Source organism: Aurantiacibacter sp. MUD61 (assembly GCF_027912455.1).
Lineage (GTDB): Bacteria > Pseudomonadota > Alphaproteobacteria > Sphingomonadales > Sphingomonadaceae > Alteraurantiacibacter.
The window spans coordinates 328,239-350,140 of sequence record NZ_CP115446.1; the positions used below are offsets into that span (position 1 = coordinate 328,239).

General features: G+C 60.0%; 18 protein-coding genes and 1 tRNA gene. 11 read left to right on the forward strand and 8 right to left on the reverse strand.

Going from position 1 to position 21,902, the window contains the following annotated elements; genetic code table 11:
* Positions 1-97: 97 nt before the first annotated feature.
* Positions 98-1,684: an RNA repair transcriptional activator RtcR gene (gene rtcR, locus O2N64_RS01495; protein ID WP_271078531.1), complete on the reverse strand. Its 1,587-nt coding sequence runs from the start codon at positions 1,682-1,684 to the stop codon at positions 98-100.
* A gap of 268 nt (positions 1,685-1,952) precedes the next feature.
* On the opposite strand from rtcR, the gene O2N64_RS01500 reads away from it, so the two are divergent.
* The 7 genes from O2N64_RS01500 to O2N64_RS01525 all read left to right on the forward strand — a co-directional run bounded on the left by O2N64_RS01500 (position 1,953) and on the right by O2N64_RS01525 (position 9,818).
* On the forward strand, positions 1,953-3,512 hold the full coding sequence (locus O2N64_RS01500) for a vWA domain-containing protein (RefSeq protein ID WP_271078532.1): 1,560 nt from the start codon (positions 1,953-1,955) through the stop codon (positions 3,510-3,512).
* A gap of 746 nt (positions 3,513-4,258) precedes the next feature.
* On the forward strand, positions 4,259-5,485 hold the full coding sequence (locus O2N64_RS01505) for an RtcB family protein (protein WP_271078533.1): 1,227 nt from the start codon (positions 4,259-4,261) through the stop codon (positions 5,483-5,485).
* A 43-nt stretch (positions 5,486-5,528) separates the two neighbouring features.
* Positions 5,529-6,323 carry a nucleotidyltransferase domain-containing protein gene (locus O2N64_RS01510; protein WP_271078534.1) on the forward strand — a complete coding sequence of 265 codons (795 nt, stop codon included), beginning with the start codon at positions 5,529-5,531 and terminating at the stop codon, positions 6,321-6,323.
* A complete protein-coding gene (rtcA, locus tag O2N64_RS01515; protein ID WP_271078535.1) occupies positions 6,320-7,336 on the forward strand; it encodes an RNA 3'-terminal phosphate cyclase in 1,017 nt (338 codons plus the stop codon). The genes O2N64_RS01510 and rtcA overlap by 4 nt, the downstream gene beginning before the upstream one ends.
* A gap of 220 nt (positions 7,337-7,556) precedes the next feature.
* On the forward strand, positions 7,557-9,143 hold the full coding sequence (locus tag O2N64_RS01520; protein WP_271078536.1) for an ABC-F family ATP-binding cassette domain-containing protein: 1,587 nt from the start codon (positions 7,557-7,559) through the stop codon (positions 9,141-9,143).
* A 248-nt stretch (positions 9,144-9,391) separates the two neighbouring features.
* On the forward strand, positions 9,392-9,628 hold the full coding sequence (locus O2N64_RS14405) for an AAA family ATPase (RefSeq protein WP_442866738.1): 237 nt from the start codon (positions 9,392-9,394) through the stop codon (positions 9,626-9,628).
* Positions 9,591-9,818: a hypothetical protein gene (locus O2N64_RS01525; protein ID WP_271078537.1), complete on the forward strand. Its 228-nt coding sequence runs from the start codon at positions 9,591-9,593 to the stop codon at positions 9,816-9,818. The genes O2N64_RS14405 and O2N64_RS01525 overlap by 38 nt, the downstream gene beginning before the upstream one ends.
* 351 nt (positions 9,819-10,169) lie before the next feature.
* Here the strand turns inward: O2N64_RS01525 and O2N64_RS01530 are convergent.
* Positions 10,170-10,260: transfer RNA gene (locus tag O2N64_RS01530), tRNA-Ser, on the reverse strand.
* Positions 10,261-10,405: 145 nt separating this feature from the next.
* On the opposite strand from O2N64_RS01530, the gene O2N64_RS01535 reads away from it, so the two are divergent.
* On the forward strand, positions 10,406-11,368 hold the full coding sequence (locus O2N64_RS01535; protein ID WP_271078538.1) for a peptidylprolyl isomerase: 963 nt from the start codon (positions 10,406-10,408) through the stop codon (positions 11,366-11,368).
* A 7-nt stretch (positions 11,369-11,375) separates the two neighbouring features.
* Here the strand turns inward: O2N64_RS01535 and O2N64_RS01540 are convergent, their stop codons facing one another.
* From O2N64_RS01540 to O2N64_RS01565, 6 genes are all read right to left on the reverse strand, one after another.
* Positions 11,376-13,457 carry a RelA/SpoT family protein gene (locus O2N64_RS01540; protein ID WP_271078539.1) on the reverse strand — a complete coding sequence of 694 codons (2,082 nt, stop codon included), beginning with the start codon at positions 13,455-13,457 and terminating at the stop codon, positions 11,376-11,378.
* Positions 13,458-13,561: 104 nt separating this feature from the next.
* Positions 13,562-13,936: a hypothetical protein gene (locus O2N64_RS01545; RefSeq protein WP_271078540.1), complete on the reverse strand. Its 375-nt coding sequence runs from the start codon at positions 13,934-13,936 to the stop codon at positions 13,562-13,564.
* 42 nt (positions 13,937-13,978) lie between these two features.
* Positions 13,979-14,635 (reverse strand): potassium channel family protein, encoded by a 657-nt coding sequence (locus O2N64_RS01550; protein WP_271078541.1) that lies wholly within the window; start codon positions 14,633-14,635, stop codon positions 13,979-13,981.
* The gene (locus O2N64_RS01555) at positions 14,625-15,956 is read right to left on the reverse strand and encodes a TrkH family potassium uptake protein (protein WP_271078542.1); all 1,332 of its coding nucleotides are present in this window, start codon (positions 15,954-15,956) and stop codon (positions 14,625-14,627) included. Before O2N64_RS01555 ends, O2N64_RS01550 begins: the two co-directional genes overlap by 11 nt.
* A gap of 39 nt (positions 15,957-15,995) precedes the next feature.
* The gene (locus O2N64_RS01560; RefSeq protein WP_271078543.1) at positions 15,996-16,808 is read right to left on the reverse strand and encodes a ThuA domain-containing protein; all 813 of its coding nucleotides are present in this window, start codon (positions 16,806-16,808) and stop codon (positions 15,996-15,998) included.
* Positions 16,809-16,812: 4 nt separating this feature from the next.
* The gene (locus O2N64_RS01565; protein WP_271078544.1) at positions 16,813-18,756 is read right to left on the reverse strand and encodes a M1 family metallopeptidase; all 1,944 of its coding nucleotides are present in this window, start codon (positions 18,754-18,756) and stop codon (positions 16,813-16,815) included.
* Positions 18,757-19,019: 263 nt separating this feature from the next.
* Here O2N64_RS01565 and O2N64_RS01570 point away from each other — a divergent pair, with 263 nt between their 5' ends.
* The 3 genes from O2N64_RS01570 (at position 19,020) to O2N64_RS01580 (ending at position 21,898) form a co-directional block, all read left to right on the forward strand.
* Positions 19,020-19,934, forward strand: coding sequence for a hypothetical protein (locus O2N64_RS01570; RefSeq protein ID WP_271078545.1), 915 nt, complete (start codon positions 19,020-19,022; stop codon positions 19,932-19,934).
* A 73-nt stretch (positions 19,935-20,007) separates the two neighbouring features.
* Positions 20,008-20,946, forward strand: a complete 939-nt coding sequence (locus O2N64_RS01575) for a hypothetical protein (RefSeq protein ID WP_271078546.1) — start codon at positions 20,008-20,010, stop codon at positions 20,944-20,946.
* A gap of 40 nt (positions 20,947-20,986) precedes the next feature.
* Positions 20,987-21,898, forward strand: coding sequence for a hypothetical protein (locus tag O2N64_RS01580; RefSeq protein WP_271078547.1), 912 nt, complete (start codon positions 20,987-20,989; stop codon positions 21,896-21,898).
* Positions 21,899-21,902: the final 4 nt, after the last annotated feature.

Below are 21,902 nucleotides of genomic sequence, written 5' to 3' on the forward strand. Positions count from 1 at the left end.
CCTGCGATCATCAGGCATGTCGCAGGTTTCAGAGCCGCAATTGGGCCGGTAGCGGACTGTCCGGTTTTGGCGATGAAAGTGCGGATAGCTGACTCTGCTATCTTGCGACTATGTCCCAATCCAATCCAAACTTGGCTAGGTATTTCCGCAGTCGATCAGAGTCATTGGTCGATTTGCGTTTTTCTCGAGAAGCAGCGAACAATGTGCGTCCTGCGTCAGAAAGGCTGGCTGAGCGTCGGCACACTTCAACCACATATTCCAGCTGTACCCGGTCGAAAGGGTCGATCGCCTCCACGCGATCCTTTCTGAGCAAGTCGGTCAACACGCCTATCTCTCCCTTGTCGCCCGACCAGAGCCGTGCGAGGCGACCAGTTTCGAACTCCACAGCCTCGCGGTCGATCCTGCCGGTCGGGCAAAGTGTCGCCATGCGGGTTACGCTGGCGGCGAGGTCGCGGAAATTGCCTTGCCACCGTGCAGACGGGCTCTCGGCAAAAGCGAGATAGCGGTCGCGCGCTTCCTTGTTGAATGTAACGCGCGTGCCTTCGCGTTCTGCGAAGCGTTCGAGTTCGTAGTCGAGGTTGGGTTCGATATCTTCGCGCCGCTCGGCGAGCCCGGGCAATGCGAAGGTCCAAAGATTCAAGCGTGCGAACAGGTCTTCGCGGAAATTTCCGGCGGCAACTTCATCCATGAGGTTGCGGTTGGTCCCGGCGATCAGTTGGAACTCGCTCTTGGCCTCGCTGTCCGCACCAACCGGAAGGAAGCGCCCTTCCTCGATCGCGCGCAGGATCATCGCCTGTTCGTCAAGGCCTAGCTCACCAATCTCGTCGAGGAACAGGAGGCCCTTGTCGGCACTCTTGAGCAGGCCGGGCCGGTCCTGCACCGCACCCGTGAAAGCTCCCTTCTTGTGGCCGAACAGGGCTGACATTGCGCTGTCGCCCTTCACGGTTGCGCAGTTTACCTCCACAAATGGCCCTTCGACCTGATGGCGCAGTTTCTTGAGCTCGTAGACCTTGCGCGCGAGCTGGCTTTTGCCTGCGCCGGTCGGGCCCATCAGCAGGATCGGCGCGCGGCTGCGGACAGCGACCTGTTCGATCTCCTCGATCATGCGGTTGAAGGCCGCGTTGCGGGTTTCGATCCCGCTCTTGAGGAAGCTGGTGCTTTCCGCGCTCGCCTCGGCAAAGCGACTGGCGATGGAATCGTAGCGGGAAAGGTCGAGATCTATCGAGGCCCAAGTGCCGATCGGCTGCGGCGCTCCCTTGTGAGGCTGTGTCTGCAAGAGCTTACCGGGCAGATAGCGCGCCTCTGTAAGCAAGAAGAGGCAGATCTGCGCCACATGCGTGCCGGTGGTGATGTGTATCAGGTAATCATGGGCGTCTGGATCGAATTCGAACTCACGCGCGAAATCGAGCAGCTTTCCATAAACCTCCTCGAAGTCCCATGCGTCTTCAAAATCCATGACGTGGGGGACGACCTCGGTCTCGGGTGAGACGTCGCGGATATCCTGCATCACGAATTCTGCGAGGCGGCGGTGATAGCTGCCGTGAATCAACACAAACCGATCCACCCGCAGGTCCTCCTGCATGCAGATGCTGACCGTGGGGCGCCACTTGTTCCAGCGTGACGGACCAAACTTTGCGGCATCGAGCGTTGAGCCGAGAAAACCAATGACAGTGGTGGGCCTCATGCTCTCGGTGATAAATTTTTATCATAAGCGATACAAGAGAATAGATTTCTCGCAACTTCACGATGTGCTGTCGAGAAGATCGAGCCCAAAGAATCGTATATATTTCAGTGTACTATGCGAAATTCGCAGCGCGCGACTCAAAATTGGCACGCCTCATGCTCTATCCAAACCGTCGGGTAAGTCGAACACCCGGCGAGACGCGGGAAACGGGCGGTCGGAATGGGCCGGCCGCCCAAAGCCCGATGAAGTTTCATGATGGAGTTGGACTATGGCCAACAAAACGCTTTTTTCCTCGGCGCTGGCGAATTTCCGGCCGCGCACGGACACTGTAAACCAGGCAGGCGGCAACGCCTATGCCTATGGCCCCGAAGCCCTGCTCGCGCAGCTAGCCGCAACCGGCACGTTGTCGGACGGTTTCTACGCCGATGCGCAGGACCAGCTTGCCAAGGCGCTTGAAGCAGCCTGGGCGGTGGACGCCGAATGGGTTGCCAAGTGTGCGATGTACGCTCGCCAGTCGGGCGCGATGAAGGATATGCCAGCATTGCTGACTGCAGTGCTATCGATGTCCGATCCGGACCTGATGGTCCCGGTGTTCAAGCGCGTGATCGATAATGGCCGCATGCTGCGCAACTTTGTGCAGATCATGCGTTCAGGCCAGACTGGGCGCACTTCGCTCGGCTCGCGTCCGAAGCGGCTGGTGCGCGAATGGCTGGAAAATGCCTCGCCCCGCCAGCTGATGCAGGCGGCGACGGGCAATGATCCGAGCCTGGCGGATATCGTGAAGATGGTTCACCCGGCTCCGGCTTCGGCCGAACGGCGTGCCTTCTACGGCTGGCTGATCGGCAAGCCCTACGATGTAGCGGCGCTGCCGAAGGAGATCGCCGATTTCGAAGCATGGAAGGCGGACCGTTCGCGGCCCCTGCCCGATGTGCCCTTTGAATGGCTGACCGCCTTCGAGCTGACCGCAAAGCAGTGGGCTGTGCTGGCAGAGCGCATCGGGTGGCAGGCGTTGCGGATGAACCTCAACACGCTGTCGCGTAAGGGAGTGTTCCAGATCGACGGAGTGACCGAGATGGTTGCTGCGCGGCTGGCCGATCCCGATGCAATCGCCCGCGTGAAGCCGATGCCCTACCAGTTGATGACTGCACTGACCCAAGTCGGTGACGGCGTCCCGCTGGCGGTGCAGGCTGCGCTTGAGAGGGCTCTGGACCTGTCGCTTGCGAAGGTCCCGGTGCTGGAAGGCAATGTCGTAGTGTGTCCGGACGTGTCGGGCTCGATGGGCTCGCCCGCGACCGGCTACCGCAAGGGCGCGACTTCGGTTGTGCGCTGCATCGACATCGCCGCGCTGGCTTCAGCCGCGATGCTGCGGAGCAATTCGCAGACCCGTGTGCTCCCGTTCGAAGTGAACGTGGTGGAGCTCAAGCTTGATCCCAAGGCTCGCGTAGCGGTGAATGCCGCAAAGCTGGCGGGGGTTGGCGGTGGCGGAACCAACGTCTCGGCCCCGCTTGCCTTGCTGAATCGCGAGAAGGCGATGGTCGATTGTGTAGTCATCGTTTCGGACAATGAGTCCTGGTTCGATGCGCCGCGTCCGTGGTCCTATGGCGATGCTTCGGCGACGATGAAGGAGTGGAACAAGCTGAAGGCCCGTAACCCGGGTGCGAAGCTGATCTGCATCGACATCCAGCCTTACGGCTCGACGCAGGCGAAAGATCGCAAGGACATCATGAGTGTCGGTGGTTTCACCGACGCGGTGTTCGACGCAATGGCACGCTTCGCAAATGGCGATGCGAAGGATTGGGTCGAGATCGTCAACGAAGTGGAGGTTTGAAACATCAAAGGTCGCGGCGAATGCCGGGAAGGACTACATCCTGTCACGATGGTGGTCTCTGAAAAGGGGCGCCGGTCTTTCCCAAGCCTCGTCGCCGCGACCTTTGAATAGATTGATTTTGGAAAGGGCCGGGGCAAATGCCGGTGGGACTACATCTCCCACATGATAGGCCCGACGAGTAAAGCGCCCCATGGGAGCAATCCTGCGGGGAGATGTGGGTTCGAATCCCGCCGCTGGAGCGTTGCTTAAGGGTCGATTGTCTCACCAACACTCGTTGCCCCGACCTTTTCCAAATTCACGGCGAATGCCGGAAGGACTACATCGAATTGTAATCGCCAGGTCGCGGGTTCGAATCCCGCCAGGTCCACCAACTATGGGCCTGTAGCTCAGCAGGTAGAGCAGGAACGTCTTTCCAAAACCTCGTCGCCGTGAACCTGAATACAAATCGCTGGCGGATGCCGGTGGGACTACATGGATAGAGCGCCTTCGAAAGAAGGAGGTCGGCGGTCCAAATCCGCCCCCGGGCAACCGGAGTAGCTCAGTAAAACGTCTCATCAATCACTCGCCGCCGGCACCCTGCGCTCACGCAGCGAAGCGATAGAGCAGAATTACATCAGCGCTGGCGAATGCCGGTCGGGACTACATCGGTAACCAGGCGGTTCGAACCCGCCCCTGCATGGCAACATGCGGAGAAGTCTCGCCAAAACTTGTCGCCAGCACCTATGAAGAAGCATGAGGAGGTCGCCATGACCCAGACGACGTATGAATATCAGGACGTGGAGGGCGGGTCGCCGATCAAGATGTGGACCCGCGGCGTTCCCGTTGACGACAAGGCGCGTGAGCAGCTGACCAAGGCGGCGAAGATGCCGTTCATCTTCAAGCATGTTGCGGCCATGCCCGACGTACATGTGGGGATCGGCGCGACCGTGGGTTCGGTAATCCCGACCAAGGGCGCCGTGATCCCGGCTGCGGTCGGCGTCGACATTGGCTGCGGCATGATGGCCGCGCGTACCTCGCTCGTGGCGAGCGACCTGCCGGACAACCTTGCCGGTATTCGCTCCGCGATAGAGGCGGCGGTGCCGCATGGCCGCGATGTCGGCCGGGGTAAGCGCGACAAGGGTTCGTGGGGCGATCCGCCTCCGGCCGTGGTCGATGCCTGGGCAAAGCTCGCCGAACGCTTCGGACAGATCGTCGCCAAGTATCCGCGGCTCAAGAACACGAACAACCTCGTGCATCTGGGGACGCTGGGAACCGGCAACCACTTCATCGAGCTGTGCCTCGATACCGAGCAGCGGGTGTGGGTCATGCTCCACTCGGGCTCGCGCGGGGTGGGCAACGCGATCGGCACGTTCTTCATCGAGCTGGCCAAGCAAGACATGCGCAAGTGGCATATCAACCTGCCTGACCAGGACCTCGCCTATTTCCCCGAAGGGACCGACCATTTCGACGACTATGTCGAAGCGGTCGAATGGGCGCAGGACTTCGCAGCGCTCAACCGGCGGGTGATGATGACGCATGTGCTCGACGCGGTGCGCAACCAGATCGCCAAGCCATTCGATGCCGAATGCGAAGCGGTGAACTGCCATCACAACTATGTGACGCGGGAAAACCACTTCGGCGAAAACGTGCTCGTTACCCGGAAGGGTGCGGTGCGGGCGGCGAAGGGCACGATGGGCATCATCCCCGGATCGATGGGGGCGAAGAGCTTTATCGTACGCGGGCTCGGCAATGCCGAGAGCTTCGACAGCTGCTCGCACGGTGCGGGTCGGGTCATGTCCCGGACGCAGGCGAAGAAGCTGGTGACGCTCGACGAGCATATCGCCGATACCGCTGGTGTCGAATGCCGCAAGGACGAGGGCGTGATCGATGAAACGCCCAAGGCCTACAAGCCGATCGAAGCCGTGATGGCCGCGCAGGCCGATCTGGTTGAGATCGTCCATACGCTGAAACAGGTGGTGTGCGTGAAGGGGTAGCACCCTTCACGCCGCTACCTCCAAGAGACCAAAGATAATTTCTATGCAGGATACACGAACCATCGCGCCCGATGTGCGCGCCGATATCGAAGCTCGTCTCGCCCGTGTGGCGAGCGAGGATGGCGTGCGCCTGCTGATGGCAGTGGAATCCGGTTCCCGCGCATGGGGTTTTCCTTCGCCTGACAGCGATTACGACGTGCGCTTTCTCCATATACGGCCTCGACGTGACTATCTCGCGCTCAAGCCGGTCCGCGATGTGGTCGAACGGCCCATTGTCGATGAGATCGATCTGAACGGCTGGGATCTTCGCAAGGCGCTTGGCCTCATGCTCAAGCACAACGCAGTGCTGTCGGAGTGGATCGAAAGCCCGATCCGATACATTGCCGATGATCCGGTGGTGGAGCAGCTTGCAGCCCTTGCAAACCGCCACTTTAATCCTCGTGGGTACGCGTTGCATTACGCGAGCCTTGGCAAGGGTACAGTGGGACGCTGGCTTGGCCCGGACGGCGAGATCGCCGTGAAGCGCTATTTCTATGCGCTGCGACCGGCGCTGTCCGTTCGTGCGCTGCGCCTCGATCCGTCGAGGCGCCCGCCGATGAGCATGGTGCCGCTGATGCAGGCGGCTGACTTGGATCGGGTTCTGGTGGATCAGGTCGATGAACTGATCGCCCGAAAGGCGATAACCAAGGAAGCGGGAAACACCATCAGGCTGCCCGATATCGAGCGACTGGTAGTAGGTGAGCTCGAACGCGCTGGCGAAGTGCCAGAGCGCAAGGAGAACACGAACTTTGCGGAAGAGGCGGAAGCGCTCTTCATTGAATTGGTAGAGAAAGAATGATCACAATTGACGGCTCTGAAGGCGAAGGCGGTGGGCAGGTCTTGCGGTATTCCGCAGCCCTGTCGCTGCTGACCGGCGAGCCATTCACCATCCAGAACATCCGCGGGGGCAGGGCCAAGCCCGGCCTGATGCGCCAGCATGTTACCGCGCTGGAAGCGGCCTGCGCCATCGGCGGAGCGGAATGCTCCGGGCTGACTGTTGGTGCCAGCGAGCTAATCTTTCGGCCCGGCAGCGTTACGCCCGGCGAATACCATTTCGCGGTCGGCACCGCCGGTTCTACCGGGCTGGTCCTGCAGGCCGTATTGGTTCCACTGATGCTGGCCGATGCGCCGTCGCGGCTGGTGATTGAGGGCGGTACCCACGCGATGGCCGCGCCGCCTTTTGAGTTCCTCCAAAAAACGCTGCTGCCGGTCATGGAGCGGATGGGACCACAGATTTCCATCACGCTCGAGCGTCACGGCTTCTACCCGCGCGGCGGCGGGCGCATTGTCGTGGACATCGATCCAGCGCCGCTGCGCCCGATCGAATGCGTGACGCGCGGCGAGTTCAAGTCTGGCAAGGTAGAAGCACTAGTTGCCGGAATTCCGTTCGACATCGCTGACCGCGAACTGAAGGCGGCGCGCAAGGTGCTGGCCGATTGGCCCGACGAGGTCTTCGCGCCCGTGCAACTCCCGGCTGAAAATGGCCCGGGGAATGCCCTGCTCATGGTAGCCGAATTCGAACATGTTACCGAAGTCACGTCTGGCTTCGGCAAGCTTGGCGTGCCTGCAGAACGCCTGGCAAAGACAGCGGCGAAGCGGATGGCTGGCTATCTGGCGTCGCAAGCCTTTGCCGGGCCTTACCTGCAGGACCAGCTCTTGCTGCCGTTCGCGATGGCAGGCCGTGGAGCGTTCACAACAGTCAAGCTCAGTGAGCACACCCGCACCGCAGTGAACCTGATCGAACGATTTTCGGGAAGAGGTTTTCGCTTCTCGGAAACCACTGATGGAGCGCATCTTGCAGAGGTTTGCTGACCGGCGCGAATTGGGCCGGAAGCGGACAGTCCGCTTATAGAAGAAAATCACGGGAAGCTGCTCTGAGTTGTCAGGCTGCAAGCTACTGCCAATCAGAAGTTAGAGCTTGCGAAAACCGTAGACCTAACCCACATGGACAACCTGCTAAGGGAGCAAGACAACAATGAACAACTGAGCAACCAGCGCGTCTCTTCCGACAACTGATTGCCATGGTGTTCTCATGCCACATCTTACGCTGGATGCCCTGTCGTTTACGACACCCGACGGTACTCCACGTTTTTCCGATCTTTCCCTGTCCGTTGAACATGAAGCCGTCGGTCTCTTCGGTCGTAACGGATCGGGTAAGACCACGCTCTTGAAAGCTATTGCAGGCCATGCGCATCTTCCGTTGGGCGGAACGATCGTCACGGATGGCAAGGTCGGCCTGCTGCGCCAGGACGGATCGACGCCAAGTTCCACGGTTGGCGACATGCTTGGGGTCGCGGACCATCTGGCACGCATTGCGCGCATCGAGGCAGGTTCGCCTGTTGGAGACGACCTCGATCTTGCGGACTGGACTCTCGCTTCCAGGCTGGAGAACCTGTTGGCCCGGTTCGGCCTGGCATCAATGGAAACGTCACGCGCAATTTCCAGCCTGAGCGGTGGAGAGCGGATGCGCTTGAAGCTTGCGGCGCTACTCTTGCCCGCGCCCGATATCTTGCTGCTCGACGAGCCGACGAACAATCTCGACTCCGACGGACGCGAAGGCGTGGCCGATCTGATCGAGGGCTGGAACGGTCCGCTGCTTGTCGCCAGCCACGACCGCTGGCTGCTTGAACGGGTCGAAAGAATTGTCGAACTTTCGCCCGCAGGCGTTACCATCGTCGGCGGGAACTGGTCTTCATTCAAGGCCGAACGGGACGCAAACCGCGCACGCGCGATCGAAGCGCTTGAAAAGGCGCGCGAGGGCCTCGATGCGGCAAAGCGATCTAAGCAACGCGAAATGGAAAAGCAGGCGAGACGGGACAAGCGCGGGCGCGCCGTCGCGGCCAAGGGGGCCGATCCGAAACCATATCTTTTCCAACAACAGCAGCGGGCGGAAAAGACCGCCGCGCGATATGGCGTAGTTGGGCAGGAGATCGTCGATCAGGCCGATGCAATGCTACGCTCGGCCCGGGCGGACGTCGAGCGGATCGTGCCGATACGCATCGCACTTCCCCGATCTGGCCTGTCGTCCCGCCATACCTTGGTGGATGCGCATGACCTTGTCTGCGAACGGAATGGGCGTGTGCTTTTCGATTCTATGGATCTCGTCGTTCGCGGACCAGAGCGCATCGCAATCACCGGGCCGAACGGCTCCGGCAAGACCAGCCTGGTCAGACTGCTGCTCGGGCTCGACACGCCGGCATCCGGCAAGATAGCCTCCGATCAAAAGAGTATGGCCGTGCTCGACCAGCATCTGGCGATGCTCGATAAATCCGAAACTCTCCTCGACACGATGAAGCGACACAATCCAGCGCTTGATCAACAGTCGGTCCACGCATCGCTTGCCGCATACGGCTTTCGTGGACAGTGGGCAGACAGGACCGTGACCGGCATTTCTGGTGGCGAACAAGTGCGACTTGCACTCGCCTGCCTGTTCTCGCGGCCGGAACCTCCACAAATGCTGATCTTAGACGAGCCAACAAATCACCTCGATATCGAGGCGATCGAACTTCTAGAGAACGCGCTCACCCACTATGATGGCGCGATAATCTGCATCAGTCATGACGAAGCGTTTCGCAATGCACTCGGATTGACGCGTGAGATCACGATGGGTGACACATAAATGCCAATGCCGCGGACGGCGGCGAAAGCTTAAATCCGCTTTCAGTTTCATTCGTTCAGCAACTGGGCCGATTGCAGACTGTCAGCTCGTGGGCCCTGAAGTGAAGAATGCAGACGGCATCTCCACTCAAGTCTACCACCTAGGGTTGCACGAAGTTTCAATCATTTAGTCGCCGTCTGGCTAGGGCCTTCTATCCGAGCTAAAGAAACACCGAAGCGGTCGGCATTGTTGGAGCCAGTTTGCAACTCATGATCATTTACCTGACGGGAAGTCCAGCGAGCGGGAAGACTACTATTGCGGAGCGGCTAGCCGAACGAGAGCATTGCTTAGTGCATTTTCGATTTGGACGAGTCCTCACCGAACTTATTCAGCAGAACTGCACATCCGGACAACACGCTCATCGCTGCACTCCGCAAAGCCCACACCATGCTTGCGACCGAGCACGGAATGCCGCTAATGCGCTCCGCTCCGGTCTCGCCATATGATCGCATGATCCTGAGACTTGCCTTCCTTGCACCCGAGATCCAGCGCGACATCCTGCACGGGCGCCAGCCGCCAGGGTTCCATCTCGAGACTTTCCGCAAGGTCGAGGTCCCGCTAGCGTGGTCCCGTCAGCGAAAAGCGCTTGGCTGGGACCAGACAAACCTTCCCTGTTCTGCTGAAAAACAGGCCTGATCACGTCGATATCGGCCCCTGTTATGGCGATTAAGGTCCCTGTTCCGTCGAATAACAGGGAAACCGCGAAAATGAGGGTTATTATCGCGTGATTACAGAATATTAGCTGCACGCACGAGGCATTCTAATAGTGATTTTTTCCTGTTTTCGTGTTCAAATTGATGTTTTTCCCTGTTCTTACCTGTTTTACAGGGAAACCGGACCGATGCGGGTACGCCAAGAGACTGGCGCCTGAAATGGCGCTGGAGACGCGACATATGATGCGCCTGTTACGGTATAGCAGCCGCAAGCGCGCCCGTTCAGCGGGCTTGCGGCGAAGCCCTGATAACAGAGACAAGTGCTGGGGGTGAGTGGCGGAGACGGAGGGATTCGAACCCTCGATACGGGGTTACCGTATACACACTTTCCAGGCGTGCGCCTTCGACCACTCGGCCACGTCTCCGCACTCCATCTGCGCTAGCGCTTTGATGCTTTAGCGCGACAGACCCTGCCTGACAGGAAGCGCGCATCTAGCGAGGGTTGTTGCTTATGACAAGCGTGGCATGCAGAGCGTTTGCACGCAGTGTTTTGTGTGGCATCTCACGATCATGAAAAAGCTGCTCTTTCTCACCCTCTGCTCGCTACTGTGCACCGCGCCGACCAGCGCGCAGCAAGGCGAGCCTGAATATGTGACGCCCACATCAATCGTCGCAGCTTCTTCGGCTGACGAATGGGTGGCGATCGATCCTGACGATCTGCTTGTCATGCAACTGGCGCCGGACGGAGCGGGCAATCCGCGCACCGTCGTCATCCAGCTCATCCCTGCTCCCTTCAGCCAGCCCTGGGTCGCAAACATCCGCACCCTTGCCCGCGCAGAGTGGTGGGACGGAACAAGCGTCAACCGCGTGCAAGACAATTACGTCACGCAATGGGGCGATGTGACCGAAGAGAAGCCGCTGCCCGAGGGGGTGACGGCGCCTGAAGCGAGTTACGCCGTGGGCGCCAGAGATAGTTGTAATTTCAGCAGTGAGCGGGGGCACAGAGTTTTCGCTGATTGCCCCATTGGACAGTTCATTTTACCAGATGTCGCGGTTGTCGGCGGACATGTCGGCTTTGAAAAAGGGTGGCCTTTGGCGCGCGCCGAGCATTCTCTCTGGCCCATCCATTGCTACGGCTACGTTGGCGTCGGACGCGGTTATGCTCCCGATACGGGCACCGGCGCAGAACTCTACACCGTCATCGGACAGCCCCAGCGCCATATGGATCGAAACCTTGCCGTCATCGGGCGCGTGATCGAGGGTATGCAGCATCTCTCCAGCCTGCCCCGGGGATCGGGCGAACTCGGTTTCTATACTGAGGAGGAGGCGCATCTGCGCGTGCCAATCATTTCCATACGGCTTGGTAGTGAGCTGGCAGATGCTCCGTCTTCTGAATATCTTTCGACCGATAGCGAGAGCTTCGCACAATATGTGCATGTCCGCGCCAACCGGAATGACAGCTTTTATCGCAGCCCAGCAGGCGGTGTCGACATTTGCAATGTAGAGGTGCCGGTGCGGCGGGTGGGCGAGTGAACCGTCCCTAGATCCGATCCGCCTGTGCCACGGCATCGCTTGCGCGCAGAGCGCTCATGATCCGGGTGAGGTGTGCGAGATCCTGCACTTCGATGTCCAGCTCATAGGTATGAAACGGATCGTCGCGCTGGGTCAGCTCAAGGTTCATGACATTGGCATTGCTGCGCGCGAAAACGCTCGCCATGTCAGCCAAGGTTCCGGGCCGGTTATACAGAACTACATTCAGCCGCCCGACCGCACCATGTGAGCGTTCGCCCCATGACAGGTCTACCCAATCGGCATCCACGCCATTGGCAAGCTCAAGACAATCGATTGTGTGAACTTCCACGCCTACCCTCGGACGGCGGAGACCGACGATGCGATCGCCCGGCACGGGGTGGCAGCATTCGGCAAGGTCGAAAGCGACGCCTGCGGTCAGCCCCTTGATCGAGATTGCGCGCTCCAGCTGGGGTTCTTCCGGCATATCGGCCGTGCTGCCCGGAACGATGGCTTCCATCACTTCACGGTCGGTGACTTTGGAAGAGCCGATCGCATACATCAGGTCCTCTTCGTCCTCCAATTCCAGCGCCTGAGCAGCCTGCCGGATCGCTTTCTTGCCCACCTTCGTTGGCAAGCGATCGCCGATTTCCTCGAAAAGCTTGCGGCCGATCTCGGCCACTTCCTCGCGCTCTTTCAGGCGGACCGCACGGCGGATGGAGGCACGCGCCTTTCCAGTGACGACAAAGCTCAGCCAGCTTAGCTGCGGCTCTGCATTGGCGCCTTTGATGATTTCGACCACATCGCCATTATGCAGCTGGGTGCGCAGCGGCATGTGCCGCCCGTTGATTTTGGCGCCCACCGTTTGCGCGCCAAGATCGGTATGGACGGCGAAGGCGAAATCGACCGGCGTTGCTCCCTTGGGCAATTGAAACAGCGCGCCCTTCGGCGTAAAGGCGAATATGCGATCCTGATAGATCGCCAGCTTTGTGTGTTCGAGCAATTCCTCGGCATCGTGGCTCGCATCGACGATCTCGATCAGGTCGCGTAGCCAGCCGACCGCCCCATCGGCCTTGTCATGCTGTTTATAGGCCCAGTGAGCGGCGAGGCCGAATTCATTGGTCTCATTCATTTCGCGCGTGCGGATCTGCACCTCCACACGCATCGACTTGTCGTAAAACAGCGTTGTGTGCAGCGATTTGTAGCCGTTGTTCTTGGGGGTGGAGATGTAATCCTTGAACCGCCCCGGCACGAACTGGAATGCCGTGTGCAAGATACCGAGCGCGCGGTAGCAATCCTCGACATTGTCGGTCAGCACGCGAAAGGCCATGATGTCGGACACCTGCTCGAACGGCAGGTGGCGTTCGGCCATCTTCTTCCAGATCGAATAGGGATGCTTCTCGCGGCCCCAGACTTCGACTTCGATCCCCGCTTCCGAAAGCGCCTGTTTGATATCGAGCGCAATCCGATCGACCTGTCCATTGTCGGACTGGCGTAACTGCTCCAGCCGCTTGGTGATCGTGGCGTAGGCTTCGGGTTCCAGTTGCTCAAAGGCAAGCAACTGCATCTCGCGCATATATTCATACATGCCCACGCGCTCTGCCAGCGGGGCGTAGATATCCATCGTTTCGCGGGCGATGCGCTGGCGCTTTTCCGGCTTCTTGATGTGATGCAGCGTGCGCATATTGTGCAGACGGTCCGCCAGCTTCACGAGCAGCACACGCAGGTCTTCGGACATGGCGAGCAGGAATTTGCGCAGGTTTTCCGCCGCGCGCTCGTTCTCCGGCATCTGCTCGATCTTGGACAGCTTGGTGACGCCATCGACAAGCCGCGCGACTTCAGGGCCGAACTTTTCCTCGACGTCCTCGATCGTGGCGAGCGTGTCCTCCACCGTATCGTGGAGCAGCGCGGTGATGATGGTTTCCTGATCCAGTTTCAGGTCCGTCATCAAGCCTGCAACTTCGACCGGATGGCTGAAATAGGGATCGCCAGATGCGCGCATCTGGCTGCCGTGCTTCTGCACCGTATAAACATAGGCGCGGTTGAGCAGCGCCTCATCGGCGTCAGGGTCATATTCCTTGACCCGCTCAACAAGTTCATATTGGCGCAGCATCGTTTCACAAATGTGCGGTTTCCCGCGCTTTTCGGCAAGTGCTAAGATTCAGGAAAGAAACTCTGCGGCCGCTTCAGGCAACAAGTGTGTCCCAACGGGCTCGCTTATCGCGTCTGATCCCGCTGCCGCCTGCCGAAGATAAGCCAGCCCAACGACGCAATTGCTGCCAGAAAGAGGCTGGAATTCGCAAGCCCCATAGTGCGGGCCCACGAAAGGTCACCCTCCACCAGAGCCAGCCGGGTTTGCATGAATAGCCAGATGTAGATCGCTACAAGCGCAGCGAAGGCCAGATAAAGGGCGAGAGCCAGCACGGCTCGGCCCTGTTTGGACAGGAACCGTCCGAAGCTAACCACTCCAACAATCACAAGCACCCACATGCCGATGTAAGCCCAGGTCTCAGGATATCCGAGCAGCCACATGATATGCTGACCCCATAGTGGATCACCACCGCCGCCTGTCTCGAAGAAATTCTCTTGCATGCAAAAGGCATATCGAAGCGAGTACCTGACGTAAACGCGCGCTCAGATTGCTGCGAAAGCCTCAATATATTCGGTGCGGCCGGAGACGACCAGAAGGTCCCCCGGCAGGATCAGCGTGTCGGGATCGGCATGGATGAAATCCTCGCCTTCACGCTTGACGCCGATTACCGTTACGCCGTGCTTTTTCCGGCAGTCGCTGGTCACGAGGGGCACGCCGACAATCGGCTCGGGCGCGGCGAGCTTGGCAATGGCGAACTGGTCATCGAAGCTGATGAAATCGAGCAGGTTTTCGTTGAGTAGCCATGCGACGCGTTCACCCATACGCTGTTCGGGAAAGATCACATGGTGTGCGCCGGTCTTTTCGAGAATGCGGCCATGGCGTTCATTGTTGGCCTTCGCCCAGATCGACGGCACGCCCAGATCGGCGAGCGCCAGAACACTCAGCACGCTCGCTTCAATATCATCGCCAATCGCGACGACGGCCGATGTAAACTCACCCCCGCCGAGCCGCTCCAGACATTCCAGCGAGGTGCAATCAGCCTCGACGACCTGCGTTAGCCTGCCAGTGAAAGCCTGCACGAGAGCCGCATCGGTATCGGCACCAAGCACTTCGTGCCCCATGCGCTCCAGGGTCTCTGCAACAGCGCCGCCAAAACGGCCGAGACCGACAACGAGAACGGGATGACGTTTAGCCGACAATGGGGGCCTCCTCTGGATAGCGGTAAGGTCGCGCCTTGGCAGCGCCAAGCGCAAGTGCAGTAGCAACGGTGATGGTGCCCACCCGGCCCACAAACATCAGCAGGCATAGAGCGATATGTCCGGCTGGCGGCAGGTCCGCAGTAATGCCGGTGGAAAGGCCGACGGTAGAAAATGCGGAAATGGCTTCGAACAGGACATCGCGCAGTGGGAGACCGGTGAGGGAGAGCAGATACATGGCGACGATCACGATCATGCCTGCGCCAAGCACCGTTATGCTGAGCGCCTGCCGCTCCACCCCGCGATCGATACGCCGCCCGAAAACCACCGCATCGCGCTGACGGCGGATTTCCGACGCGACGATGATCAGCAGCACCACAAAGGTCGTGATCTTGATCCCGCCTGCCGTGCCAGCACTGCCGCCACCGATAAACATCAGCATGTAGTTCAGAATGATGGTCTCATCGCGCATTGCGCCCATGTCGAGCGTGTTGAAACCGGCAGTGCGGGGGGTGACCGAATGGAACCATGAATTGAGGACTTTCGCGCCTGTGCCCATTGGCCGCAGCGTATCGGGATTGTCCCATTCCATGCCTAGCGTCGCGAAAAAGCCGATCAGCAGCAGCGCGATGGTCGCGGTGACGGTGATCTTGGTATGCAGCGTCCACTTGCGCCATTGTCGCGGGCGGGCGCGCAATTCCTGCATCACTGGAAATCCGAGTGCAGTGAGGATAACCGCCAGCATGATCGGGATCTGGATGACCGGGTCGGTCTGAAACCCCATCAGACTGTCAGAGAAGGTTGAAAAACCGGCATTGTTGAAAGCGCTGATCGCGTGGAAAATCCCATGCCAAATCGCCTCGTCCCACGAATAATCGTAAAGCGTGGCGAAGCGGATAGAGAGGATCGTGGCGAGCAGCACCTCAACCACAATCGTGATCTTGAGCACCAGCTTCAGTACTGACCCCGCATCGCCAATATCAAGTCGACTGCGCTCGACCTGCGTCGCCATGCGGTCTCGGAGGCCGAAACGCCGTCCTGCCACAAGGCCAAGCAGCGTGGCCGCCGTCATAATGCCGAAGCCACCGATCTGGAACAGCACCATGATGGTGATCTGACCGAAGGTGGACCAATAGACGGGCGTATCTTCGATAATGAGCCCGGTAACCGCGACAGCCGACGTTGAGGTAAAGAATGCGGTGACGAGTGGTGTCGTCTCACCCGACGCGCTCGCAAGCGGGGACCAGAGCAGCAGCGTTCCAATAAGGATTGTCGCCGCGAACAGCACAGGGATCAGCCGGACCGGATCGCGAAATGCGCGCATGAAAAGCCGCTTAAGCGCAGATTTCCCACGATGCCAGCATTACTCTATCTCCGGGCAATCACCCTCGCCCATGGCCCAGCTGATGCCGCCTGCGATCAGGTTGCGCATTCCCTCTTCGGAATAGCTTTCCGCAGTGTGCCCCATCGCGCTGTAGAAGCTGCGGCCTTCACCGACACAGCGGTTCCACACGATCGGGTGATCATCTGCGGCGGGGATGGGATTGCCATCGACCCATGCGCCGCGAACGTAACTTCTCTCGTCCAGCGTGGCCAGGACATGGAACCTGCCGCGCACGCTGGTGTCGAAAGAATACCATTCGTCCAAGCGATACCAGCGCTCCGGCAAATCTCGTGTGGCGAGATGGCTGCCATCTTCGATCAGCACCGTGCCTGAGCGCACACCGGGATTGAGCGGGTGGCCGATAAAGCGCGCGCCGATAAGCTCCTGTGCGTACCAGTCCCACGTATGGCTGGCATCGCCCGCCGAATGCAGGCCCACGAAACCGCCACCATTCTCGACAAAGCTGCGGAAGGAGGCCTTCTGCGGATCGGAAAGCGTGTCGCCGCTGGCGGAGGCCCATACGACCGCATCGAATTGCGCGAGACGTTCCGCATCGAACCAGGATGAGTCTTCGGTAAAGGTCACCGACCACCCGCGCCCATGCGCGATTGCCGCGATGGCGGACCAGGCCTCATCAATAGAATCGTGCCGCCAGCCCTCGGTGCGGCTGTAGACGAGCACTGCGCCCGTTTCTCCATCGGCTGCAGGGCTGGTGGCGTTGACCTGCGCTGCAGCGGGGCTGGCAAGTGCAGCGAGGCAAAACGCCGCAGCAAGAGCCAGCCCTTGCCGCACAGAATCAGCCCTCGCCTGCTTCGTAGCCGACGATCTCGTCAACATTGCCGCGCGTATAGCTGTGATAGCCACCCCGCGTCCTCGCGTAGAGATCGGTGGCGATGGGCTGTCCCCAATCGCCCGTCTCCCACATTGCGCGGAATAGCGGAGCAACGAATTTGTTGCGGCCCACTGTGGCAAGGAAGCTGCGCGCCTGATCCACGGCAGGATCATATTCGTTGCGAAGGGCTGCTTCGAGCCAGAGGAACAGCACTTCGTTATTGCCGCTTTCGGACAAGCCCAAGGTTTCGTTGAGCGTGGCGAGTTGCTCATCGCTCATCGTCTCGGGCAGGGTTTCGAGGAAGCGACGCTGCGATGCGGCGGTCCAACCTTCCCATGCCGAGGCTTCGGGCAGCGTGCCATCGGCTGCATAGGCCTCAGCCGCAGCATCGGCATCCGCAAAGGCTGCTGCATCGGGCGCGAGAGCGTTTTCGGGAATACCCGTGCCATAGACCCACTCGTCGAGCATGAGTTGCTCTTCCAGCTCGGCATTATCTCCGATCAGGTTTTCGCGCATGTCGGCCAGGAACATTTCTGATGTCACCGGCTGGAAAGCGTGATTGTCGAACCAGGCGGTCAGCCAGGCATCGAACTCATCGCGACCGACGATGTTTTCAACCGTGCGAAGGAAAACCGTTCCCTTGTCGTAGATCGCCGGGCCAACCGTGTCGAAGGGGCTGGTGCCATCGGGCGTGCGCATCGCGGTGGTCGGCGCATCGGCCCCTGCACCCTCAACGGCTTCCTCAAGCGAGGCGTAGCTCAGCGCGTATTCCTGTTCGGCACGCTGCTCGCCATAAACTTCCTCGCTGATGCGGTTCTCGATGTAGCTGGTGACGCCTTCGTTCAGCCAGCCATCGCGCCAGCTCGCGTAGGTGGTTAGGTTGCCTGACCAGCTATGCGCCAGTTCGTGCGCAATGAGGCCGTTGTTGGACCGGTCGCCCGCGATGAAAGTGGGGGTGAGAAATGTCATCACCGGGTTTTCCATGCCGCCATAAGGGAAAGCCGGCGGAAGGATGATCATGTCATAGCGGCCCCAGCGATACTCGCCGAACAGCTCGATCCCTGCGTCGATCAGTTCTTCCGTATCGCCCAGTTCCTCTGCCGCGGCTTCGATCATTTCCGGTTCTGCATAGACGCCGGAACGTGGGCCAAGCTCGGCGAATTCCAGATTACCTGCAGCAATCGCGATGAGATATGGCGGCACCGAATTGTCCATGACGAATTCGAACGCGCGGCGATCGCTGTCGGCGTCTTCCACCGGCTCCGGATCGCCACGGCTGATGCCGGACATGACAACCGTGAGCGGTTCGGGAGCGGTGATGCGCGCTTCCCATGTCTGGCGGATGCCGGGGCTGTCCTGCGTCGGGATCCATGTGCGATTGAGGATCGCCTGACCCTGGCTGAAAACGAAGGGATGCTCGCCGCCGGCGGTCTGTTCAGGGCTGAGCCATTGCAGCGCCTCTGCCTCGGGCCCGCTGGCGTAGGAAATCACGATCTGTTGCAATTCCGGCCCGGTCATTTGGCCCAGTTGCACGGTGATCGGCTCACCCTTTTCGGCATTGTCCGGATCGGCTTCACCCACGGTGAATTCCAGCTCATTGCCAAGCCCGTCGGTCACACCGCCGATCATCAGACCATTGCTGTCGAGCACGATCTCGGTCGCGTCCTCCGCCGCCTGCACATCGAGCGTAGCGGTGCCCTCGACACGCTGGCCTTCGAAATCGAGATCGAGATCGAGCGCCACATGCGTTACCCGCGCTTCGAGCGGACGGGCGTAGGTGAATTCGTCGAAAGCCTGCTCACTTGTCAGGATCGGCGCGACAACGCGCTCCTGATCCGGCAGCTCATCAGCAGTACATGCCGCCAGCAGCGCGGCGGTCGAAGCAAGGGCGATGGTGGTAAAACGCATGGTCTCTCCAGAGGAATCGTCAGGGGCTTTGCCCCTTTCTTATGCGCGGTGACATAGGCCGGGGATGAACGAATGTCATCCGTCCATCGCGGACAGTCCTTCGTCGATATGGCAAAGACTGGCGTTCAGCCTCATGTCATCACACGGCTGAAACAATTGTGATGTCAACGCGTTGGGATGAAAGCCCAACCAACTGATCATTCTTAACTCGAAGATAGGCCCATGACCTGGTGCATGAGGTCTCGCTTGCAGGAACCAGAAACATGACGATACGCCGTACTCTCCGCCGCGCTGCCGCCACTGCCTGTGCGGCGTCCCTGTTCACCGCCACCGTGGCTTATGCGCAGGATACGATCGTCGTGGAGGGCGCGCGTATTGAAACGGCCGATATCCGCAGCACGGCGCGTGATATTACGTCCGGCGCAAACGCCATGTTCCAGCCCCTCGCCCGGTTTCAGCGTCCGGTCTGCCCGGGCGTCTATGGCCTGAGCGAAGTAAATGCGCAGGCGGTGGTTGACCGGATTGCTGCCAATGCCATCGCTGCCGGGATCGATGTGAATGAAGAGCCGGGCTGCGGCGCAAACGTCTGGGTTGTGGTCGTCGATGATGTCGCCGCCACATTCGACAATCTGGTGGAGGAGGATTCCTTCATGACCCGCCACCTGACGCCATTCCAGCTACGGTCAGTTCGCTCGCAAGAGGGAGATGCGCGGGGATGGAACCTCATTACGAGCCGCAATCCGGAAACCGGTCTTGCGCTGCCAGACGGGTTCGAAAGGGCCCAGGCCGCTTATGAAGCGCAGCAGACCGGCAACCCGCCGCCCGTCAATCAGATCAACAACATGTCACGTCTCGAGCTGGCAGTAAGGTCGGACATAGAGCTTTCGGTGCTGCTCGTGGAGCGCTCCGCCATGGCCGATCTGGATGTGGGCGCGCTGGCTGACTATGCGACCATGCGACTGTTCGCCTCAACCGAGACTCCCTCGGGGGACAGCCCCGTTTCGACCGTGCTGACGCTCTTCGATCCCGAAGAGGGCGACTATGCGCCGCGCCAGATGACCGCATTCGACAAGGCCTATCTCGCCGCGCTCTATCGCTCCAGCCCTACCCGCCCGGCTCGCCTCGCCATGGGCGGCATCGAAGACCTGATGGAACAGATCGGCGATGCTGAGGACTAGGAAAATCGTCTAAAATCAGGTATTCTCCTTACCGCGCGCCTTGTTTTGCGCGTAAAATCGGGGAGATTGCCTGATGTCGCCTTTCCAGAATGTGTTTCGCCGCGGAGCGATTCTCGCTTGCACTGCCTCGCTTTTTGCCGCCAGCCCCGGCTTGGCGCAGGACACCCTTATAGTGGAAGGCCAGCGGATCGAGACCGCTGACATCCGCAGCATGGCGCGTGACATCACCGCCGGATCGCACGCGATGTTCCAACCACTGGCCCGTTTTCGGCGCCCCGTCTGCCCCGGCGTTTGGGGAATGTCCGAAGCCAATGCACAGGCCGTGCTCGATCGCATAACTTTTAATGCGCTTCAGGCTGGCGTCGAGGTCGCGCAAGAGCAGGATTGCGGTGCGAATGTCTGGGTGATCGTGGTCGACGATGCAGACGCGACTTTCGAAGCGCTGGATGACGAGGGCTCCTTCCTCACGCGGCACCTTTTGCCATATCAGACCCGCATGGTGCGAGCGCAGCAGGGTTCATTGCGTGCATGGAACCAGATCACGACCCGCAATCCGGACGATGGCCGGGTGCAACCGGACGGATTTGAGTTGGCAAGTTATTGGCAGGAAGCCCGGATCAACCCTCGCCCCGGCGCCTCGGGACGCTTGGAGTATGATTTCCCTGCAAACGAGGTCAGCACGATGTCGCGGCTTGATTTAGGCATCAGGACCGACATCGAGCTGTCCGTAATTCTGGTAGAGCGTTCCGCCATGGCCGATCTGGATGTGGTCGCCCTCGCCGATTACGCGACAATGCGCCTGCTGCTGGCCACCGATGCCCCTTCGCGGGAAAGCCCGGTCCCAACCATCCTCACCCTATTCGATCCGGAACAGCGCGATGCGGCGCCGCGCCAGCTGACTGCGTTCGACAGGGCCTATCTCGCTGCGATGTATCGCTCCAGCCCCACGAGGCCAGCACGCCTTGCGATCGGCGGGATTCAAGTGCTGATGCAAGAAAGTAGCGACCTGTAAATTCAAGCGATCGCCTTAGACAAGCATGGGAGTGTCCTGAATGACTCATTTGAAATCCCTGCTGCGCCATAGCGCGGCTTTGGCCTGCGTGGCCTCGCTGGTCATGACTGGCACCGCGTCGGCGCAAGACACCATCGTGGTAGAAGGCGAGCGGATCGAAACTGCCGATATCCGCAGCACTGCCCGTGACATCACCTTTGGCGCTCGCTCCATGTTCCAGCCGCTCGCGCGCTATCACCGCCCGGTCTGCCCTGGCGTTTACGGGATGAGCGAGCTCAATGCGCAGGCGATTGTCGACCGTATCATGACCAATGCAACCCTTGCCGGTGTTGAAGTGAGTGAGGAACCGGGATGCGGCGCGAATGCGTGGGTCATCGTCGTGGACGATGCCGACGCGACGCTGGCGAGCCTGCTGGAAGACGATTCCTTCCTGACCCGTCACCTCAGTCGCTATCAGGAACGCATGCTCCGCGAGCAGGCGGGCGATGTGCGCGCATGGAACATGATCACCGAACGCAATCCGGACACCGGCAACGTCTTGCCCAGCGGCTTTGAAGCCACCTCGGCCTACATCACCGGCGGCGGTTCCCCGCCCGTCAACGAGGTCTTCGGCATGTCCCGGCTGGACCTTGCGATCCGCACCGATATCGAATTGTCCGTCGTGCTGGTAGAGCGTTCTGCGCTGGAAGAGCTCGATGTCGGAGCACTGGCGGATTACGCGACCATGCGCCTTCTCGCGCGCACCGAAACGCCCCGCCGCGACAGTGGGATTTCCACCGTACTGACCATGTTCGATCCAGAACGCGCAGCGGACGCACCGCGGCGCATGACGCCTTTCGACATGGCCTACCTTACCGCGCTCTATCGCTCCAGCCCGACACGCCCGGCGCGAATGGCGATGGGCGGTATCCAGCACTTTATGGAGCGCGTTTCACTCCCGCAGGATGAATAGAGCC

What these genes read in the sequence shown, in the direction of transcription:
- rtcR (WP_271078531.1), bottom strand. Translation starts at nt 1,684, where the DNA reads ATGAGGCCCACCACTGTCATTGGTTTTCTCGGCTCAACGCTCGATGCC.
- O2N64_RS01500 (WP_271078532.1), top strand. Translation starts at nt 1,953, where the DNA reads ATGGCCAACAAAACGCTTTTTTCCTCGGCGCTGGCGAATTTCCGGCCG.
- O2N64_RS01505 (WP_271078533.1), top strand. Translation starts at nt 4,259, where the DNA reads ATGACCCAGACGACGTATGAATATCAGGACGTGGAGGGCGGGTCGCCG.
- O2N64_RS01510 (WP_271078534.1), top strand. Translation starts at nt 5,529, where the DNA reads ATGCAGGATACACGAACCATCGCGCCCGATGTGCGCGCCGATATCGAA.
- rtcA (WP_271078535.1), top strand. Translation starts at nt 6,320, where the DNA reads ATGATCACAATTGACGGCTCTGAAGGCGAAGGCGGTGGGCAGGTCTTG.
- O2N64_RS01520 (WP_271078536.1), top strand. Translation starts at nt 7,557, where the DNA reads ATGCCACATCTTACGCTGGATGCCCTGTCGTTTACGACACCCGACGGT.
- O2N64_RS14405 (WP_442866738.1), top strand. Translation starts at nt 9,392, where the DNA reads ATGATCATTTACCTGACGGGAAGTCCAGCGAGCGGGAAGACTACTATT.
- O2N64_RS01525 (WP_271078537.1), top strand. Translation starts at nt 9,591, where the DNA reads ATGCCGCTAATGCGCTCCGCTCCGGTCTCGCCATATGATCGCATGATC.
- O2N64_RS01535 (WP_271078538.1), top strand. Translation starts at nt 10,406, where the DNA reads ATGAAAAAGCTGCTCTTTCTCACCCTCTGCTCGCTACTGTGCACCGCG.
- O2N64_RS01540 (WP_271078539.1), bottom strand. Translation starts at nt 13,457, where the DNA reads ATGCTGCGCCAATATGAACTTGTTGAGCGGGTCAAGGAATATGACCCT.
- O2N64_RS01545 (WP_271078540.1), bottom strand. Translation starts at nt 13,936, where the DNA reads ATGCAAGAGAATTTCTTCGAGACAGGCGGCGGTGGTGATCCACTATGG.
- O2N64_RS01555 (WP_271078542.1), bottom strand. Translation starts at nt 15,956, where the DNA reads ATGCGCGCATTTCGCGATCCGGTCCGGCTGATCCCTGTGCTGTTCGCG.
- O2N64_RS01565 (WP_271078544.1), bottom strand. Translation starts at nt 18,756, where the DNA reads ATGCGTTTTACCACCATCGCCCTTGCTTCGACCGCCGCGCTGCTGGCG.
- O2N64_RS01570 (WP_271078545.1), top strand. Translation starts at nt 19,020, where the DNA reads ATGACGATACGCCGTACTCTCCGCCGCGCTGCCGCCACTGCCTGTGCG.
- O2N64_RS01575 (WP_271078546.1), top strand. Translation starts at nt 20,008, where the DNA reads ATGTCGCCTTTCCAGAATGTGTTTCGCCGCGGAGCGATTCTCGCTTGC.
- O2N64_RS01580 (WP_271078547.1), top strand. Translation starts at nt 20,987, where the DNA reads ATGACTCATTTGAAATCCCTGCTGCGCCATAGCGCGGCTTTGGCCTGC.